At 65.5% G+C, this 17,993-nt stretch carries 15 protein-coding genes and 1 pseudogene; 11 read left to right on the forward strand and 5 right to left on the reverse strand.

Translation table 11 applies throughout. The features are described from left to right. Nucleotides 1-284: 284 nt before the first annotated feature. The 4 genes from HMPREF1868_RS08715 to HMPREF1868_RS08730 are packed head-to-tail and all read left to right on the forward strand — an operon-like array spanning nt 285 to nt 2,841. Nucleotides 285-1,205, forward strand: a complete 921-nt coding sequence (locus tag HMPREF1868_RS08715) for a hypothetical protein (protein ID WP_062531694.1) — start codon at nt 285-287, stop codon at nt 1,203-1,205. Then, on the forward strand, nt 1,199-1,417 hold the full coding sequence (locus tag HMPREF1868_RS08720; RefSeq protein ID WP_062531695.1) for a hypothetical protein: 219 nt from the start codon (nt 1,199-1,201) through the stop codon (nt 1,415-1,417). Before HMPREF1868_RS08715 ends, HMPREF1868_RS08720 begins: the two co-directional genes overlap by 7 nt. A gap of 33 nt (nt 1,418-1,450) precedes the next feature. After that, entirely contained in the window at nt 1,451-2,047 is a 597-nt protein-coding gene (locus HMPREF1868_RS09910; RefSeq protein ID WP_062531696.1) for a hypothetical protein, read from the forward strand. Beyond that, nucleotides 1,999-2,841 carry an ATP-binding cassette domain-containing protein gene (locus HMPREF1868_RS08730; protein WP_062531697.1) on the forward strand — a complete coding sequence of 281 codons (843 nt, stop codon included), beginning with the start codon at nt 1,999-2,001 and terminating at the stop codon, nt 2,839-2,841. The genes HMPREF1868_RS09910 and HMPREF1868_RS08730 overlap by 49 nt, the downstream gene beginning before the upstream one ends. A 12-nt stretch (nt 2,842-2,853) precedes the next feature. On the opposite strand, the gene HMPREF1868_RS08735 is transcribed toward HMPREF1868_RS08730, so the two are convergent. Both HMPREF1868_RS08735 and HMPREF1868_RS08740 read right to left on the reverse strand, forming a co-directional pair. After that, nucleotides 2,854-4,065, reverse strand: coding sequence for an NADP-dependent isocitrate dehydrogenase (locus HMPREF1868_RS08735; protein WP_062531698.1), 1,212 nt, complete (start codon nt 4,063-4,065; stop codon nt 2,854-2,856). A 577-nt stretch (nt 4,066-4,642) separates the two neighbouring features. Continuing rightward, nucleotides 4,643-5,920 carry a PucR family transcriptional regulator gene (locus HMPREF1868_RS08740; RefSeq protein ID WP_062531699.1) on the reverse strand — a complete coding sequence of 426 codons (1,278 nt, stop codon included), beginning with the start codon at nt 5,918-5,920 and terminating at the stop codon, nt 4,643-4,645. A 213-nt stretch (nt 5,921-6,133) separates the two neighbouring features. Between HMPREF1868_RS08740 and HMPREF1868_RS08745 the strand changes: the two genes are divergently transcribed. The 5 genes and pseudogenes from HMPREF1868_RS08745 (at nt 6,134) to HMPREF1868_RS09625 (ending at nt 10,422) form a co-directional block, all read left to right on the forward strand. Continuing rightward, nucleotides 6,134-7,156 (forward strand): ornithine cyclodeaminase family protein, encoded by a 1,023-nt coding sequence (locus tag HMPREF1868_RS08745; RefSeq protein ID WP_062531700.1) that lies wholly within the window; start codon nt 6,134-6,136, stop codon nt 7,154-7,156. 126 nt (nt 7,157-7,282) lie between these two features. After that, nucleotides 7,283-8,413, forward strand: coding sequence for an aminotransferase (locus HMPREF1868_RS08750; protein ID WP_009278524.1), 1,131 nt, complete (start codon nt 7,283-7,285; stop codon nt 8,411-8,413). Between the two features lie 259 nt (nt 8,414-8,672). Beyond that, nucleotides 8,673-8,900: pseudogene (locus tag HMPREF1868_RS09765) on the forward strand (aminotransferase class I/II-fold pyridoxal phosphate-dependent enzyme); the annotation flags it as partial. 82 nt (nt 8,901-8,982) lie between these two features. Further along, entirely contained in the window at nt 8,983-9,783 is an 801-nt protein-coding gene (locus HMPREF1868_RS10065) for an AlbA family DNA-binding domain-containing protein (protein WP_082719610.1), read from the forward strand. 69 nt (nt 9,784-9,852) lie between these two features. Continuing rightward, nucleotides 9,853-10,422 carry an ATP-binding protein gene (locus tag HMPREF1868_RS09625; protein ID WP_156439452.1) on the forward strand — a complete coding sequence of 190 codons (570 nt, stop codon included), beginning with the start codon at nt 9,853-9,855 and terminating at the stop codon, nt 10,420-10,422. A 136-nt stretch (nt 10,423-10,558) separates the two neighbouring features. Here HMPREF1868_RS09625 and HMPREF1868_RS08760 read toward each other — a convergent pair whose 3' ends face one another. Together HMPREF1868_RS08760 and HMPREF1868_RS08765 are read right to left on the reverse strand one after the other, a co-directional pair. Then, nucleotides 10,559-12,805: a DUF3825 domain-containing protein gene (locus HMPREF1868_RS08760; RefSeq protein ID WP_156439453.1), complete on the reverse strand. Its 2,247-nt coding sequence runs from the start codon at nt 12,803-12,805 to the stop codon at nt 10,559-10,561. 289 nt (nt 12,806-13,094) lie between these two features. Further along, nucleotides 13,095-13,418, reverse strand: coding sequence for a DUF1292 domain-containing protein (locus tag HMPREF1868_RS08765; protein WP_062531703.1), 324 nt, complete (start codon nt 13,416-13,418; stop codon nt 13,095-13,097). 342 nt (nt 13,419-13,760) lie between these two features. Between HMPREF1868_RS08765 and HMPREF1868_RS08770 the strand changes: the two genes are divergently transcribed. Next, complete coding sequence (locus tag HMPREF1868_RS08770) at nt 13,761-15,464, forward strand: RecQ family ATP-dependent DNA helicase (protein WP_062531704.1); 1,704 nt, start codon at nt 13,761-13,763, stop codon at nt 15,462-15,464. Between the two features lie 128 nt (nt 15,465-15,592). Then, complete coding sequence (gene pfkB / locus HMPREF1868_RS08775; RefSeq protein ID WP_062531705.1) at nt 15,593-16,525, forward strand: 1-phosphofructokinase; 933 nt, start codon at nt 15,593-15,595, stop codon at nt 16,523-16,525. Between the two features lie 47 nt (nt 16,526-16,572). Here pfkB and HMPREF1868_RS08780 read toward each other — a convergent pair whose 3' ends face one another. After that, nucleotides 16,573-17,589: an alpha/beta hydrolase gene (locus HMPREF1868_RS08780; protein WP_062531706.1), complete on the reverse strand. Its 1,017-nt coding sequence runs from the start codon at nt 17,587-17,589 to the stop codon at nt 16,573-16,575. Nucleotides 17,590-17,993: the final 404 nt, after the last annotated feature.

The raw sequence follows: 17,993 nt of genomic DNA on the forward strand, positions 1-17,993 counted from the left end.
GGGCCGATTTGTCGGTGCTTTGCCAAGGCAGAAGTGCCGACAACCCGTCGGTTGCGACGCGAACCCGGCTTCGGCATTCGGTTTGTCGGCACTTCCTCCCAAGAAATATGCCGACGAACGATTGGCCACGTACAGTTTGAAAACCCATTTGCTTAAGTAGAAAATTGAAAATATCTTTAAAATTAGGTAGATTGTATATACGTAAATCAACTTATTATGAAAAGCAGCTTTATTGAAGCTGGCCCGCCCATGAAAGGCGGGCCCGTTCTTGTCGGGTAACACATATGCCGCTGACCAAACCGCGCGTCGCCTTGCTCGCGTTCGTGCTGTCTCTGCTCATGCTGGGTTCGACCTCCCTCTATGTCTATTGGGTCGTGCAGCGGCAGCTGAGCCTCGAGGGAAGAAGCCTCTGCTCCACGTCTGCCCTGCGGGTCGATGTCACTCCCGCAACCGCCGTCCGGCTCGTGCACGAGATTGGCGGAGACGCGCGTGCGTTCGTCGACCTGGACGACTTCGGCATCGTGCGTGCGTTCGTCGCCGCGCATCCCGAATCCTTTGACTACCCGCATCCGCTCGGCAGCCAGACGAAGCCACTGGCAGCCCATTCCGCAGTGGCGGGAAACAGGGTGGGCGCCACGACGATTGGCGGGAGCCAGTTCGTCCTCTTTGGATTTGAGCGGTTTTCCCTGGTGGGACGGCTCGGCATGGGAAGCGAGTCGCTCCTTGACCGCTCCGTCCTCATTGCCGACGAGGAGGTCTTCGCAAGGAGCGGCGTCGGCGGGACGGTTGTCATCGATGGGGCGAGGGCGGTAAGGCGACTGAGGGAGATTGCTCCGGACGTGAGGGTCGCGCCGATGGCGGCCGGAGCCTCCGACCGCACGAACGTCGACGTCATCTCGCCGGTTCTGATTCGGCTTGGCGTCGTGGGAGAGTTCCTTGGCTCCGTCGTGGCGGGCGCACCCATGGCGCGCTTCGTAGCGCCATGGGTGCGTTCGTGCATCGTCTTGGGCGTGTCTTGGCGGAGGGTTCTTCTCCAGGTCGTGGGGACCTTGCTCATGTGCTGCCTCGCGGCCTTGGCGGTCGTCTTGCTGCCTGTGATGCGCGTCTCGGGGAGGGACGTAGCCGCACTGGCTCCCGCCCTCGCCGTCTGCATGGTCTTTGCAGCCTCCTTCTGCGTCTCGTCTAAAGCGGCTCTGCCATGGTGAGGGCCTTCGTGTGCGAGCTGCTCTATGACCTGCGTCTGGGATTGTTCCTGCGCATGGCGAGGAGCGTCCTTCTTGGCACCCTCTTGGCGGTCACCTATTGCCTCGCGTCGTTCTCCGCCTCTGCCGTCGGGTTGTTCAAGACGAGCTTGCGGGATGGTGCCGAGCATGAGTTCGTGTCGATAACGGACACGCTCGGGATGGTCGAGTTCTAGGGCTACAAGGGTGACCTCGACGGGATCGGACGCGTGCAAGACTTCTACGACGCCCTGTCCCATGACCTGTCGGGCGGCACGTATCTGTCCATATTCGGGCAGCCCATCGCCGTCAGGCATTCGGAGCCGATTCGCGATTTTGCCGTGGTTGCGTTTGGGTGGAGCTGGGATCCCTGTCCGTACGAGGACAAGATCCTTGGCGGGCTGGCCTACGACGTCCCTGCAGTCCAACTGGACAAGAACGCGTGGGACTTCTATGGCCTTCGCCTTGCGGACGGCTCTGGCAAGGTCGATTGGGCCACCGTGACCTACGAGGCCGATACGTGCCAGCCGGTGGTGCTGGGCTCTGGGTACTCTCGTCTGTATAAGGTGGGCGATAGGATCGATGCCCGGTTCTATATGAGGCCTCTCACCTTTGAGGTCGTCGGCTTCCTCGAGGAGTGCTCGGCCGTCTTCTACAAGGGAGACTTCAATTACTCGTTGGACGAGATGGTGGTCATCCCCTATCCCCTCAGACTCGACTCGGTAAAAAGGGGAGTGGGCGACCCCGAGGACTTCAACAGAGCACTCGCCTTTGCCTGGTGTCGGGCGACATCGCCCTGGACGAGGGCTCTTCGCCCGATTCCGTAGCCAACGAGCTTGCGCTCATCGGCCAGAGGACGGGCTTCACGAGCTATGCGTTGCTTGGCACACCGGAGTACCTCATCCAGTTCAGGCTCATTAGAAACCTCGTGCTGTCAAACGTGTCCCTGGTCGTCTGCACGCTGGCACTCCTCGCGGCAGTGCTCCTGGGGCTTGCGACGGTGGTCTCGTGGCAGCTCTCGTCGCAAAGGGAGAGGCGAGATGCGGCCCTGTGGCACCTTGGCTCGAGCGTGGCTATCCGCGGGCGCAGCGGTGCGGGGAAGACCACGCTGTTGCGCATGTTGGCTGGCCTAGACGCCGATTACGATGGCGAGTACCGCCTTGATGGCATCTTGCTGCCGAAGAGCGTCAGGGAGCTGGTGCGGATACGCCAGGGCACCATTGGCTACGTCACCCAGGTTCCGCGTCTTCTGACCGACCGCAGCATGCTGGACAACGTGCTGCTCGGACTGTCTCATGCCAGCCATGCCGTGGAGGAGGCGGGGCTCCTGCTGGAGCGCGTGGGGCTCCCGCTCTATCAGCGCAAGAGGGCAGGAAGGTTGTCTGGTGGCGAAACCCAGCGCGTGGCATTGGTCCAGACCCTCGTGAGGAGGCCGCGGATCCTGCTTGCGGACGAGCCAACGGGTTCGCTGGACGAGGAGACGGAGCGTGTCATATTAGACCTGCTCGTCGACCTGCAGTCCGAGGGCGTGCGCGTCGTCGTTGCCACGCACAGCGACCTCGTCGCAGACATCTGCGGCCGATCGGTGTGGATTAGAGAGAAACGCCTGGTGGCGGCATAGGCCGCAGAACCCCTACTCCTGCAGCCCCCGCAGCCTCTCGGCCACGGCGAAGATGAACTCCTCGGTGTCCATCGTGACGGGCTCGGGCAGGCTCGTGATGCGTGCGAGGTCGCCCGTCATCTGGCCTGCCTCGATGGTCTCGATGGTGGCCGCCTCCAGGCGGTCGGCAAAGCCACAGAGCCCGTCCAGCCCGTCCAGCTCGCCGCGCTTGCGCAGCGCCCCGCTCCAGGCGAAGATCGTCGCGACCGAGTTGGTCGAGGTCCTCTCGCCTGCCAGATGCTTGTAGTAGTGGCGCTGCACGGTGCCGTGGGCGGCCTCGTACTCGTAGTAGCCGTGGGGGCTGACCAGCACGGACGTCATCATGGCAAGGCTTCCGAAGGCACTGGAGAGCATGTCGCTCATCACGTCCCCGTCGTAGTTCTTGCAGGCCCAGATGAAGCCACCCTCGGCCTTCATGACTCGTGCGACGGCGTCGTCGATCAGGGTGTAGAAGTACTCGATGCCCGCCGCCTCGAAGCGCGTGCGGTACTCGTCCTCATAGAGCTCGGCGAAGACGTCCTTGAAGCGGTGGTCGTAGGTCTTGCTGATGGTGTCCTTGGTGGCGAACCACAGGTCCTGTTTGGTGCTTAGCGCGTACTCGAAGCAACTGCGGGCGAAGCTCGTGATGGAGGAGTCCAGGTTGTGCATGCCCTGGATCACGCCGGGCCCCTCGAACTCGTGGATGAGCTCGCGGGTCTGGTTGCCGTCGGCGGCGGTGAAGACGAGCTCGGCGCGGCCGGTCCCGGGCACGCGGACCTCGGCGTTCTTGTAGACGTCACCGTAGGCATGGCGGGCGATGGTGATGGGGCGCTTCCAGCTGCGGACGACTGGCTCGATGCCGCGCACCACGATGGGCGCGCGGAACACGGTGCCGTCCAGCATGGCACGGATGGTGCCGTTGGGGCTCTTCCACATCCTCTTGAGGCCGTATTCCTCGACGCGCTGGGCGTTGGGGGTGATGGTGGCGCACTTCACGGCCACGCCCAGGCGCTTGGTGGCCTCGGCGGAGTCGATGGTCACCTGGTCGTCCGTGAGGTCGCGGTTCCTGAGGCCGAGGTCAAAGTACTCGGTCTTGAGGTCCACGAAGGGCAGGATCAGGTCGTCCTTGATCATCTGCCAGATGATGCGGGTCATCTCGTCGCCGTCCATCTCTACGAGGGGGGTGGTCATGCGGATCTTGGACATGTCTGCCTCCGGGGGCTTCGCGCGTGGGCTGTGATGGTTCCGGGCGAGGGGCGGGGCAGGGGTTGCGAGCGCCCTCGCGTGCGGGCTGCTTCCCAGTGTAGCCGCAGCGGGGGAGAGGGTCGCGGCGTGCGGCGGTGACGTTGCGCGATGGTAGCAATGGGATGAGGGGTCGGTTGCGGTGGACTCGAGCGAGAATCCGCTCGCTCCTCGCCCGCGGTGCCGTCTCAATCGCCCACTTCGGGATTGCGGCGGCGGTTCCTCTCACCCACTTCGCCCCTCCCGCGCGAGGACCGCAAAGTGGGTGGTTCACGAGGTGCGTGCGGGTGAGAATTCACTCATTTCTCGCCTGCCATGGCAGCTTGTCCACCCACTTCGACCTTTTCGCGCGGGAGTGCCGAAGTGGGTGGTTCACGGTGGTCGTGCAGGTGAGAAACGACCCACATCTCGCTTGCGGCGACGCATCTCCAACCCACATCGCGCTTCCCGCGGTACATCTCCAACCCACACCAAGCTTCCCGCGCAAGGACCGCAAAGTGGGTGGTTGGCAATGGTTCGGCGGGCGAGAGGCGCCGCATCCTCAGTCCAGGCCCAGCACCTCTCGGCAGCGCATGACGCGCCAGGCGAGCGCGAGCTGCTCCATCTGCTCCGACTTCCGGGGCGAGAGTCCCGTCACCTGGGCAATCCGGTCGAGTCGATAGCGTATCGTGTTCTGGTGCTGTCCCAGCGCCTGAGCGCAACGGCCCACGCTCTGCCCCTCCCTCAGGAAGCAGGCGAGCGTGGCCATGAGCTGCCCCTCGTGGGCGGCGTCAAACTCCTTCAGGGGCTCCATCAGCGAGTGAGAGTAACCCGCCATCTGGCTGCTTCCCACAAAGGGAAGCAGGGCCTTCTCAACTCCAAGCGCGTCGAAGCGGAGGCTCCTGCCCGCGTGCATGTCGTCCTGTCCTGCGAAGGCGCTCGCCCACAGTGCCTCGTGGAGCGCCTGGGCAAAGTCCTCGAGTCCCAGGTGGACGGAGCTCGTCCCCAGCGGCTGCGGCCGCCCGTTGCCGGGCGTCGCTTCTGACGGCAGCGACCCGCCTGCCGTCACCCCCAGTGGCTGCGGCCGCCCGCCAGCGGACGCTCCCGCACCGGCCAGGACCTCGGAGCGAAGCACTTCCATGCAACCGGCGAGGTCGATCCTCTCCTCCGGGTCCGTCGTCACGATTGCGAGGATTCCCCTGTGGTAGCAGACCAGGGCGCTGCCCACCCCTGCGAGCGAGCTGCGAAGGAAGGCGGCCTCGATCCGGCTCAGTTCCTGGGGGTCAGGCTCCTCGTCGAGACGCAGGTACAGGCAGGCGACGCGCTCCTCGAAGGAGGGGTTGATCGCCAGCGCGCACTCCCTCACCTCACGCGGGCTCGCGTCCTCTCGCAGGGCGAGGTCGATCTGGTTTGCGGCGAACGACGCCGACCCCAGGTCGCGTATGCGACCGGTCACCTCCACGATCACCTGGTCGAAGAAGAAGCCGTCCGACTGGACGACGAAGAGGGGGAGGTTGCGCGCGTTGGCGTAGCGCAGGGCTGACTCCGGCAGGGGCAGGTGCAGCGCGTTCTTTATGACCAGCGCGCTCGCGCCCTCGGCGACCAGCGTGCGCACTGCCTCGCCGATGAGGTAGGGGTCGTCCTTGGCATAGAGGAAGGTCGAGAGCACGAGCTGACGAGGCGCGAGGTTCTTGTGCTGGTACTTGTCGCGCAGCCCGGGCATGAGCTCGTAGTCGAGGATCCCCACCTCATCGATGGTGCGCGCGAGCCCGCCTTGTCCCGCCACGAGCCGCAGCGAGTCCGCATAGAGGCGCTGGAAGTCGGAAACCGTGTAGAGCATGGCCACCAATCTTGTTGAAAGCAACAGTTTTTCTCAACTATAGATGGAAAAACGTACAGAAAGACAAGATGGAAAGGTCCAAAAGAGATAAGTGGTGAGAATGCCTTTCTCAAGTGGTTGTAGGTTTTCATAACAAGTGCCCTTGGAGCTGTCTCTGACGCCTCGCTAAGCTCTGGGGCATACGAGTGAGAATCCCGGAAGGGGAGGTTGCGGATGTCACGGCTGTTGGTGCTCTCGGCGGAGGACGTCAGGAAGGTCCTGACCATCAAGGACGCGCTCGATGCGGTCGAGGACGCGTACGGGCAGAAGGCCATGGGCGAGGCAAGCGCCTGGCCCATGGTCTACGAGCAATTCGTTCCCGGCGAGTCGGACATGGACATCCGCTCGGGGGAGCTCAAGGGCGCGGGGCTCTTCGGTCTCAAGCTCACCGCGTGGTTCAGCGGCAATCCCTCCCAGGGGCAGCCAGAGATCTATGGGACGACCCTCCTCTGCGACGACCGCGACGGGCGTCCCCTGGCGCTGGTCAACGCCAGCGCGGTGACCGGCCTGCGCACGGGTGCCGCTGGTGCCCTGGGCGTCAAGTACCTCGCCCGCAAGGACGCGCGTCGGCTCCTGGTCTGCGGCTGTGGCCACCAGAGCAGCTTCCAGGTCGCCGCGGCGCTCGCCGCCTGCCCCCAGATCGGCTGCGTCCAGATGTGGGACCCCACCAGCGCAGAGGCTCCCGTCGCCCGCGTGGCGCAGGTGGCGCGTGAGGCCAAGGCGCTCCTCGCCGCGGCAGGCCTGACGAGCGACGCCACCATCGAGGCCGTGGCCGACGGCGAGGCGGCCGTGCGCGTGGCAGACGCCATCGTCACCATCACGCCGGCGACGACGCCCTTCGTCCAGGCGGACTGGGTGCGCCCGGGCACGCACCTCTCGTGCGTGGGGGCCGACATGGAGGGCAAGCAGGAGGTCCAGAGCGCGCTCGCGGCTCGCGCCCGCCTCTTCTGCGACGACCGCGCGCAGTCTGTCGCCTCCGGCGAGCTCGAGGTCCCCTGCAAGGAGGGCGTGATCGCGTCGGCAGACATCGTCGCAGAGCTGGGGGAGGTCATCGTCGGCAGGGCCCAGGGCCGCACCTCCGACGACGAGGTCACCCTCTTCGACACCTCGGGCATCGCCGCACAGGACCTTGCCGCGTCGAAGATGGCCTACGACCGCGCGGTGGAGCTCGGCCTGGGCACGACCGTCGAGCTCTAGGGGCGGCGCGGCGGTACGAGAGCTCGACGGGCGAGAGGGGACGCTCCTCTCGCCTTCGCACGAACGCAGGGGCAGTGATGCCACGGTCCAAGCAGGGCGGGGCACGAGCAGAAGGAAGGAACCGACATGGAGATCAAGGACTTCGCCGTCGAGCAGTGGATGAACGAGTGGGAGACCAAGTGCAGGTACAACGTGGCCGAGACTTGCACCTACTCGGTCACCCTGGACCAGCTCTTCGAGATTTGCGGGGGTGACCGCAGGAAGTTCATGGACGAGTTCGCCTCCCGCCGCCTGACCTACGGCGACATCGAGGGCCAGCCCAGGTTCCTCGAAGGCATCTGCGGGCTGTACAAGACCGTCGCGCCCGAGCACGTCGTCCCCACGCACGGTGCCGCCGGCGCCAACGCGCTCGTGCTCTCCACCCTGGTGGGGCCGGGCGACCACGTGGTCTCGATCATGCCCACCTACCAGCAGCTCTATTCCATCCCCGAGATGTGCGGCGCCAAGGTGGACATCCTGCACCTCGAGAAGGACGAGGGCTACCACGTCAACGTCGAGCGTCTCGACGAGCTCTGTGGTGACGACGTCAAGGTCATCTGCATCAACAACCCCGACAACCCCACGGGTGCCCTGCTCTCGAAGGAGAAGCTCGAAGAGATCGTGGCCGTGGCCCGCAAGCACGATGCGTGGTTGGTCTGCGACGAGGTCTATCGCCTGCTCACGCAGGACGGCTCCTACCAGGAGTCAGTCGTCGACCTCTACGACAAGGGCGTCGTGACGAGCTCCATGTCCAAGGTCTGGTCGTTGGCGGGCCTGCGCCTGGGCTGGTGCGTCACCAAGAGCCCCGAGCTCAGGCGTGCCCTCCTGAGCCATCGCGACTACAACCTGATCAGCTGCGGCATGTTCGACGAGGCCGTGGCCGCCTACGCGCTCGAGCACGCGGACAAGATCCTGGAGCGCAGCCGCAAGATCGTGCGCCAGAACCTCTCCGCGCTGATGGAGTGGGTGGAGTCTGAGCCGCACCTCTCCGTCGTGAGGCCCGAGGCGGGCACCACGGCGCTGGTCTACTACGACTACGACGTCGACTCATACGACTTCTGCATCGGCATGATCAAGGAGACGGGTGCCCTCGTGACTCCGGGCGACTGCTTCGAGGAGCCCAGGAGCATGCGCATCGGCTACGCCTACAGCGACAACGTGGACGACCTGCGTGAGGGCCTCGCCGCGATCAGCGCCTACCTGCGCACGCTGGAGTAGGCGAGAGATGCCTGGCTACATCGCCGAGGACCGTTCGTTACCGAGGCCCGTTCGCTCCAGGACACGCTCGCCGTGGTGCTGACCGCTGCGATGGTCCTGCTCTAGCATCGATTCCCGTCTTTGGGAGGAAGGCCTGTCATGAGTTCGTTTCTCAACGCGCGCTACGCGGGGATGCATCCCTACGTCCCGGGAGAGCAGCCACACGACCGTACCTACGTGAAGCTCAACGCAAACGAGACGGGTCTCCCTCGCCAGCCGTGCGCGCGGCTTCGAGCTCACCGACTCGCACACCAACTTCGTCTTTGCGCGCAGGGACGGCTTGGACGCCAAGGCATGGAACGCCGGCCTGCGCGAGCGCGGGGTCCTGGCCCGCCACTTCGACGCACCGCGCACGCGCGACTGGCTGCGCGTGACCATCGGTACGCGGGACGAGATGGACGCCTTCCTCGCGGCGACGGACGGGGTCATGGCCGAACTGGGGCTGTAGGCGACAATTGGCGCCAATGTGGCTCAGGGGCATGTGAACTCAACATGCGTGTACTGAGCGCTACGACACCGAATGGATTTGCATGCAGACTCCAGTTTCATCAAACAACATTGACGTTCTATGCAGCTCGAACAAGAATCATTACTTTGATCGCAAGAGCGCTCGCATCAAAGTCCGAGACCTTGCAAAGACCGTCATCGCCTTCGCCAACGCGGCAGGAGGCAATCTTGTTGTGGGAATTGAGGACGATGGTGCTGTAACTGGCTTCAAGTGCGTCGGCGCGGGCTCGATGGAAGAGTTCGAGCAGCTGGTCATCTTTGAGTGCGTTCCGGCACCGGTTGTTAGCTGTGAGCGGATTGATATCAAGAATATCCAGGGTGAAGATGACGTTGTGCTCGTCCTGGACATTTCCCCATCGACGGATTCTGTAATAAGGCGCAAGGGCGATGATGCAGTCTTCCTGCGGCAGGGAGACAAGAGTCTCCGGCTGGGCAATCGTGAGATTCGTGCGCTTGAGTATGACAAGAACCAGCGTCTCTTTGAGGATGAGGTGTCGCGGCAGGCTACGATTCAAGATGTTGACCAAGAGGTGGTCAATCGTTATAGACAGGCCCTGGGAACCGATGCATCGGGTGAACAGGTCCTAAAGAGTCGTGGCTTTCTGATAGGCGGCTATCTGACGAATGCGGGCATCCTCTTATTTTCAGAAAATCCTTCACGATTTATGCCTCAGGCTCGCGTCCGCGTCCTTAGATATGAAGGCACGGAAATGGCCACGGGGCAGAGATTAAACGTGGTGAAGGATGTCACATTCGACGGACCGATACCCAAGACCGTTGATGGCGCCTCGGCTCTTATCGGGAGCATGCTTCGAGAGTTTTAGTACCTGGGTTCCGACGGACGCTTTAGGGTGATACCGGAGTATCCAGAGTTTGCTTGGTTCGAAGGCCTGGTGAACGCGGTAACGCATAGGGACTATGCGTTTTCGGGAGACTACGTTCGTGTCTCCATGTATGACGACAGGCTTGAAATCCAGAGCCCTGGACGACTTCCCAACATCGTGACGCTCGATAACATGCGTTCCACTCGTTATTCGCGCAATCCCAGGATTGCGCGAACCCTGGTGGAGTTTGGCTGGGTTAGGGAGCTCAATGAAGGCGTCAAACGTATCTATAGTGAAATGCAGGCGTTATTTTTGAACGATCCTAAGTTCTCTGAGCCAAACTCTGCCGCAGTGAGGATGGTGCTCGAAAACAACATTACATCACGCGTGCTTAGGCGGAGCGAATCCATGCAAGATAGGGTCGGGGACGCGTATGGTTCGCTGGGCGAGTATGAGTTGGCTGCTGTGCAATGGATATACGGGAAGGGAAAAATCACTACTCGCGAACTGTCATCACTTATTGGCAAGGGCCTTACTCTTAGCTCAAAAACTCTGAGGGGACTTGCCGCAAAAGGAATCCTTGAGTGGCATGGCAATAGTAAAAACGACCCATCCCAGTTCTATTCCCTCCCAAAATAACGGAGTAGAACGGAGTAAGGGGAGTTATATGGGTTGAAGATGCCATGTGCCTCCCCTTTATTTGCTGTGTACAGCCACCAAGGCACAAGGTCAATTCGGCCATCGGCGAACAGGCCTCGTCGATGGCCGAATTCTTCTATCCCAGTGCGCCTGCCAGCCAGGAGGGCATGTCACGGCTCAGGCTGCGAGCGCAGGTGTATGCGTTCGCAAGCGAGAGGATCGCGCAGCCGCGCCAGCGACCGTCACCCTCAGGTGCCAGGGCGAGCGCCGATTCGGGCGTAGACCCGCTCGCGGGCCAGAGTGGCAGCAACAGCGCGATTCCGTCACGGCGAGGGTCGTATGCCGCTGCAAGCTGGTACGGGCTCTGCCTCACCCGTCTGAGCGAGCGCTCAAGCAGGTCGTCGTCCGATTCCGCCAGCCTCGCACCGAGCCCGGGGGTAAGGTCCAGGGTTGCGCGCGTGGGGAGCGTCTGGGGCAGGCTGAGTGGCTCCGGCAGGGGCAGCGCGTGCCTCTCACCCGTCGCGTCCGCCGGCTCGAGTGCGGAGAGACGCTCGTCTCCATCGACGACCCAGCCGGCGAACTGCCAGGGGATGTCTCCCTCGTGTGGCACGAAGCTCATGCAGAGGTACTGCCCGCATGCGGTGAGGAGGCCCGTGTTGAAGCCGGCGAGGCTCCCGTCGTCTGCCACGACGACGAGGCCGGCATGCCTGGCGCGCCAGAAGGTCAGGCAGAGGTACTCGCGCAGGACGCCGAGGTCCTCCTTGCCGGCAAGGCTCCAGGGCTCGTCTTCAGCCGCTGCCGCAAGTTGGGCGAGCAGGGGCTCCCAAGGTCCGATGACGGCAAACTGGGTGAGTTCGCGCTCGGGACTCACGTTCGCGCTGGTGGCGGCTGCGAAGTCAAGCAGCTGCCAGGCACCCTCTTCAGCGGGGGAGAGACCCTCGAGGCCGACGTCGGGAAGCCCTTCCTGGGAGCTGCCGTCGTCTACCCCCGTCATGCTCCAACGCTTGCCCGAGGGCGTGCGGGTGTTGCGACGCAGGGTCACCTCAAGTGGTGCCGAGCCGTCGGTGCGCAGGTAGCGCAGGGGGAAGCACAGTTGGCTGCGGCTGCCGTGGACGCTTCCGGTGGAGCGGGCCACGCGCCAGTCCTCGTCGAGCGTCGCGAGCACGTCCACGTCGGTGGGAAGCAGGGCATAGAGCCGCTCGAGGGCCTCGAGCTTGCAGCTCACCTCGGCCTGGAAGTCCCGTGGGAGGTCTGCCTGCAGCTGGACGGGAGGCAGCGGGTTGACGCGGACGGGACCTGCGGGCTCGCTTGGTGTCGGCGCGGGGCGTGCGGGTACGGGCTGGACGGGGGCAGGGCTTGTGACCGCCGCGGTCGTCGGTCGGGGTACGACGATGGGCTTGGCGGCGACGGGGTGACTGGGCGCAGGCGCGGGTGTCGCAGGCTGCGTGACTGCGGAAGCGCCGGCGGCAGGCCGTGCGGGCACAGCTGAGGGCTCGGCCGGGTGTCCTCTTCGCGACGCAACTGGCTCGGCCTTTGCTACGGCAGTAGGGTCGGGCTGCGACTCGGCCGCCATCGTGGTGCCTTCCCGCTCCGTTTCGACCTGTCCTTCCGCAGCGTCGGCGGTCCGGGCAAGTTCCTCCTCCAGGCCGTCGTAGGGGTCATAGGTGATGGTGAGCCTGATGGTGGGCTCGGGCGAGGGGGCGACGGGCCTCTCGCCTGCCCCTGGGTCCGCGATGGAGAGGCGCGTCTCGTCCTTGTCTGCGACTTCCGCCGCATCCATGGGCTCTGTCGCCGCCTCTGGTGCTGCCGTGGTCACGCCTTCGGGCTCTGTGGCCACCGTGACTTCGGGTTTTGCCATGGCTGCGGGCATGCTTTCGTTCGCGGGCCCTTCAACTTCCGCGACCTCCGGTTCCGTCGCGGTTGTCGGTAGCGATGCGGTTGTCGGTAGCGCCACGATTGCCGGCTCCGCCGCGACCTCCGGCTCCGGCCCTGCCGTGGACTTCTTCTTGGCGCGCTGGTGCCGCGGCTTCGCTGGCTTGGGGTCCTTGTTGCTCTTCTTGTGCTTCCAAGACCTCGCGCCCGCCACCGGCGCGGCCTTCTCGCCCGCGACCTGCCCTGCCGCCCGTGCCAGGACGGCGTCCCAATCCTCCTGGGGCTGGACCGTCACGTAGACGCGACCCTTTTTGAATACGGTGAGGCGGACGAAGTCGTGGAGGAGCTCCATCACGCCTTGGATGTCGGGAGCGCCCACGTCCTCGGGCCGCAGGTCCTCCGCTTCGAAGAGCTCCTCGACTTGTGCGAGCGGGACCTGCCTGAGGGTGCCGATTCTGGTGGAGAGCAGCTGGTAGAAGTACAGGCGGTTGCCTGCGGTCATTTTTGGCATGTTTGGACTCCTATGTGGGCGCCGGCGGGGCGTTCGTGTTCCGTCCTAGCTTACTACCCGAGGGTTCCGCTCCCGGCGTCCACGCGCTCGCGGGTGCCATGCGGCGTTCGCACGATCGGCCTGGCGTGCGAGCGAAGCAAGGCGGCAACTGGGACGACGCGATTTCCTCTCGCACGAATACAGTTTTGTGCGAGAGGGGCGTGCCACCGCGCGCGGCATGAGGAGGCCCGACAGCGGAACGAGCCACTGCCGGGCCAGAGCCTGCATGCCGCCGTGCCTCAAGGGGACGCTACTCCGCGTCTTCCTCCTCGGCGTCGCCCTCGGCCTCGGCGAGTTCGAGCTCCTCCTCGGCTGCCGCCTCGTCGTAGCGGTCCGAGACGCGTTGGAACAGCTCGTCGGACTCGATGTCCACCAGCTCGTAGGTCCCCTCCTCGGGATACTCCTTGTAGCCGTAGAGGTAGACCTCGTCGCTGTCGTCATCGGGAAGGAGGGCGATGTACTCGTCGCCGTCCAGCTCGAAGATGCCCTGGACCTCGCAGCGCACCGTGCTGCCGTCGTCGAAGTCGATCTCGATGAAGTCGACCTCTTCCTCGTCGTGCTCGTGCTCGCTCATGGGTACCTCCCTGGGTGGTGTGCGCGCCCGTGCGCGTACGTAAGTGGGACTGTAGCAGGCCGCGCGCGGAAGGTGGCGCGTCAACGGCAAGCGTCCCCAATTGCCCTGCCATTGGGGAGGGTATGGCCGCACGTCGTGCTGTGATCAAGGCGCCAAGTCGGCAAAATTTGAGATAATGCTGACTTCATTGGCAAAACTGCAGGTAGATAAAATCCGGTCAGCAGAATTTGAAATTCTGCTGACTTGCGCTCGTTCCGCGCGGCCAGCGCGACAGACGGCGCGGTTAGACCCACTTACGGGCCACTCGTGTCCGGCATGACCGGGGGAGAGGAGCAACGCAACATGACAGACGCCACCCTCTCCCGCAGGTCGTCCATCCCCTCCCGCCATGCCCCCATCCCACCCGCGCCGGGCCCATCCTTCCCGCCCACCATGGACGGCGCCCGCGAGGCCCTGCGCCACTACTTTGGCTACGAGGGCTTCCGGCCTGGCCAGGGCGAGGTCGTCGAGGCCATCCTCCAGGGTCGGGACGCACTCGCCGTCATGCCCACCGGCGCCGGCAAGTCCGTCTGCTACCAGGTTCCCTCCGTGCTGCTGGGCGGCCTCACGCTCGTGGTGTCGCCGCTCATCTCGCTCATGGGCGACCAGGTCCGCTCGCTCAAGGCCGCCGGCATTCGCGGCTCCTACCTCAACTCCAGCCTCAACCCGCGCCAGCAGGAGGTCGTCATGGCGCGCGCCCTGGCCGGCTGGTACGACCTCATGTACGTCGCCCCCGAGCGTCTGCAGGACCCGCGCTTCCTCGACTTCGCGACCCGTGCCCGGGTCCCGCTCCTCGCCGTGGACGAGGCCCACTGCGTGAGCCAGTGGGGACAGGACTTCCGCCCCGCCTACCGGGGCATCGCCGACTTCGTGGGACGCCTGCCGCAGCGCCCCGTCGTGGCCGCGCTCACCGCGACGGCGACCAGTCGCGTGCGTGCCGACGTCGTGGGCCTCCTGGGCCTCCGCGACCCGCTCACGCAGGTGAGCGGCTTCGACCGTCCCAACCTCTTCCTTCACAGCTTCGAGCTCACGCCCAAGGAACGCGAGCGTTGGGTCCTGGGCTACGTTCGCGACCACGCCCGGCAGAGCGGGATCGTCTATGCCACCAGCCGCAAGCGCGTCGACTCCCTTGCGGAGGCCCTGCGCGAGGCCGGGGTCCCCGCCGTCGCCTACCACGCCGGCTACGACAACGGCCTGCGCCGCGAGGCCCAGGCGCGCTTCGTGCGCGACGACGCCCGCGTCATGGTGGCCACCAACGCCTTCGGCATGGGCATCGACAAGTCGGACGTCCGCTACGTGATCAACTGCGGCCTGCCGCTCTCGCTCGAGGAGTACTACCAGGAGGCGGGCCGTGCAGGCCGCGACGGCGAGCCCGCCGAGTGCTACCTGCTCTGGAGCCGGGGTGACATCCGCACCTGCCACTACCTCATCGACTCCGGAGACTTCCCGCCCGAGCTGGACGAGGCCGAGTGCGCCGCGCTCACCCAGAGCCGCGAGCGCCTCCTGGGCCAGATGATCGGCTACGCGATGAGCGACTCCTGTCTGCGCGCCCGCATCCTGGGCTACTTCGGCCAGGGCTCGGGGACGCGCGTCGATGCGGCACGCCCAGGCGAGAGCGGCGTCGGCGCCTCTGCCGCCTTCCAGGGGCGGGAGGGCTGCGGCTCCTGCTCCGTCTGCTGCGGCCGCACGCCCGAGCGCTACCTGCGCACCCGACGCGCGCCAGGCTCCTTCGGCCGAGGCGCGCGCACGCGCGAGCTTCCTAGCGAGCGCGAGGTGACCGACGAGGACGAGCGCCTCTTCCAGCGCCTCCGCGCCCTGCGCAAGCAACTCGCCGACGATGCCGGCGTGCCGCCCTACGTGGTCTTCTCGGATGCTACCCTCAGGGGCATGGTTCGCCTGCGGCCCCAGGGGGAGGACGAGCTCCTGCAGGTCTCGGGTGTGGGACAGACCAAGCTCAGGCGCTACGGGGAGCAGTTCCTCGACGTCATCGCGGGTCGGGTGGAGTAGGGCAATCGACGAGGCGCGTCCGCGTACGCCTGCCGCTCGCGACGCAGCGGTCCCGCCCCGCCCGTCTGCCGCTGACGCCCGCGCCACGCCACCCAGGCGCTCCCCGACCCCATGTAGAAGGAGGCCCCATGATTCGTACCGTCACGCTCAACCCCGCCCTGGACAAGACCGCCACGGCGCCCGGGCTCACGCTGGACGCCGTCAACCGCATCAGCGGGCTGCGCGTCGACCCCGGCGGCAAGGGCGTCAACGTGTCCAAGGTCGTGCGGGCCCTGGGCGGAACGAGCGTGGCCTGCGTCCTGCTCGCCGGGTCGGCGGGCCGCGCGCTCGAGGGCCTGCTTCGCGACCAGGGCATCGAGGTCGACGCCTTCTGGTCCAAGGGGGGAGAGACCCGCAGCAACCTCAAGCTCATAGATCCCACGGCGGGCACGCACACCGACGTCAACGAGCCCGGCCCCCTGCTGGAGGAGGGGCTCCTCCCTCGCATGCTCGAGCACTTCGTGGCCGGCGTGCGGCCAGGTGACGTCGTGGTGCTTGCGGGGTCCCTCCCGCGCGGGGCTGCGACGGGCTGCTACGCGGGGTGGGTGCGCACCTGCAAGTCGGCCGGCGCCACGGTCTTCCTGGACGCGGACGGGGAGCGCCTGGCTTGCGGCATCGAGGCCGGTCCCGACCTCGTGAAACCCAACGACGCAGAGCTTGCCGAGCTCGTGGGCCGCGCGCTGCCTGACGAGGATGCCGTCCTGGACGCCGCTCGCGAGCTGCAAGGCCGCGGCGTGGCGCGGGTCATGGTGTCCCTGGGTGGTGACGGTGCCATCTACCTCGGCGGCGACGGGGCGTGGCGCGCGAGCTCGCCCAAGGTGCCCGTGGGGTCGACCGTCGGCGCGGGAGACTCCGTGGTCGCGGCGCTCGCCCTCGCCGAGGAGCGCGGGCTTGGCCTGGAGGACGCGCTTCGGCTGGCCATGGCCACCGGTGCCGCCAACGTCATGCAGTCGGGGACCCAGGCCGCCCCGCGGGAGCTCGTGGAGTCGCTCTTGGGAGAGGTCGAGGTCAGGAGGATCTAGCGCTCGCTGGCCAGGCGCCAACGCGAAGCGTCAGGACGCTGCGTCGCCTAGCCTCGCGGGACCTCCTTGGTCACCAGCTGCTCGATGAGGCGACGTGCCTTGCGACCCTCGGGTGTGGGATACAGGGGCCAAATGTGGGCCTGCCCCGTGCCCACCACCAGCTCGTGGCTCACGCCGTTCTCGCCCAGCTTGGCGTCGAAGGCCACGCAGTCGGGATAGAAGATCTCGCGCGTGGCGACGAAGGTGGTCACGTTGCGCAGCGGCCGAACGTCCCCGTTGATGGGGATGAGGCGGTAATCGGTCACGTCGTCGCCATCGGCCCAGAGGTCGCCGAGCTGCGCCAGGCCCCAGGGTGCCAACGCCGGGTCCACGTCGAAGTAGTCGTGGATCTGGGGGTTGCGCATGGTGATGTCAAGCTGGGGAGAGAGCAGCACCAGTTGCCCTGGCTGCTCCAGGTCGTAGTGGGAGAAGCTCTCGGCCAGGCCCGCCGCCAGGCCGCCGCCCGCGGAGTCCCCCATCAGGGTGACGTCCTTGGCCTCGTAGCGGCGCAGCATGCCCTCGTAGAGGTCGGTGAGCAGCGAGTAGGCCTCGTCGTGGTCGTGGGCGGGCGCCAGGGGATAGATGGGGACGAAGACCTCCGCTCCGGTGCGCTGGCAGAGGTCGTCCAGGAAGAGCCAGTGGACCCAGCTGATCTGCTTCACGTACGCGCCACCGTGCAGGTAGAGCACGGCACGGGCGTTCTTGCCCGTGGTGCCCAGGTGGAAGGTCTTCATACCGTCGCAGGTCTCCTCGAAGACCAGGGACCTGAGGCGCAGCCAGCTGGGGATGTGGTACTCGACCTCGTTCTCCTGGCGACAGGCCTCGACGAAGTCCTCGAAGCGGCCGAGGTCCTTGCCCAGGAGGACGCCCCTTCCGGCGAAGGCCCTGAGGGCGCCGGCGAGCACGGACGCCTGGGCGCTGCGGCCGTACCTGATTTTGGAGAAGGCGGAGAAGCCGGCTGCCGCAGCCGCCGTTCCCGCTGCGATGCCGGCGGCCATGAGCGCGTTCCTGTGCGAGTCCTTCATGGGGAACCTCCTACCTGGGACAACGATTCATCTGCGTGAGGCATGCTCTCCAGTTTACCCAGAAGCGTGCATGAGGCATGTCGGCCCGTCTGCGGACGGCAGGTCTACACAAGGCGACGCCGACGTGCCGACATGGCGACGCCGACACGCGCCTCGCCCACGGGGCCGCATTCGCTCCGGTGCCGTCCCTGCCTCTCATCCCAGAGTTGTATGCGGATTCCACACACAGCACGATTCTCGTCCGATGCTTTTACCTGCTGTTATGTGATTTCTAACTTTGTAATACGCCAATAGGGAGAGAAAAAACCGCACACAAATTATTGAACTGCAGGCAAACGGGCGACTGCGTGCCCGCAGGCAAACGGGCGACTGCGTGCCCGCAGCGACCAGGCGACCGCGTGCCC

This window comes from Olsenella sp. DNF00959, assembly GCF_001553055.1.
Classification (GTDB): Bacteria; Actinomycetota; Coriobacteriia; order Coriobacteriales; family Atopobiaceae; genus Olsenella_I; species Olsenella_I phocaeensis.